The sequence below is a fragment of the Streptococcus oralis genome (assembly GCF_001578945.1).
Classification (GTDB): domain Bacteria; phylum Bacillota; class Bacilli; order Lactobacillales; family Streptococcaceae; genus Streptococcus; species Streptococcus oralis_Q.
The window spans coordinates 1-475 of the sequence record NZ_KQ969608.1 but is presented as its reverse complement, the minus strand read 5'-3'; the positions used below and the strand labels follow the sequence as shown (position 1 = coordinate 475).

General features: G+C 41.3%; 1 protein-coding gene. It reads right to left on the bottom strand.

Annotation, left to right across the window (positions count from 1 at the left end):
- Positions 1-14 precede the first annotated feature (14 nt).
- On the bottom strand, positions 15-475 hold a 461-nt coding region (locus tag SORDD16_RS10005), incomplete at its 5' end, for a glycerol-3-phosphate acyltransferase (RefSeq protein ID WP_061453297.1).

Genomic DNA, 475 nt, shown 5'->3' with positions numbered 1-475 from the left:
TTTAAACTGGCGTTTTATTTGTTAGGATTTTGATGGGTTAGGTTCAATCCCCAAGGGACGAGATTTTCAGTTTTATTTTTGATACGTGTGATATTATCCTTGTGACGAATGATAATCAAGCTAGCAAGTGCTAGGATAATCAATATGAAGAGAGGGTCATAGCTGTTTAGGATAAATCCAAATAGTGGAAATAGGAGAACTCCGATAACGGCTGCGATAGAAGCGGTAACGCTAGACAAGGAAATCATACTACCTAGATAGAGGGTTCCAAAGAATACAATTGCCAGATAGAGACAGAAAACGGGAGCAAATCCGAAAACAACTCCAGCGCTAGTTGCGACAGCCTTGCCCCCCTTAAATCCTGCAAAGATAGGGAAAGTATGTCCAATGACAGCCAAAAGTCCAAAGACGAGAGGTGAGATTCCTTGCAAATGGAAAAAGATTGGAAGCAGAGTGGCCAAGGTTCCTTTAAAGA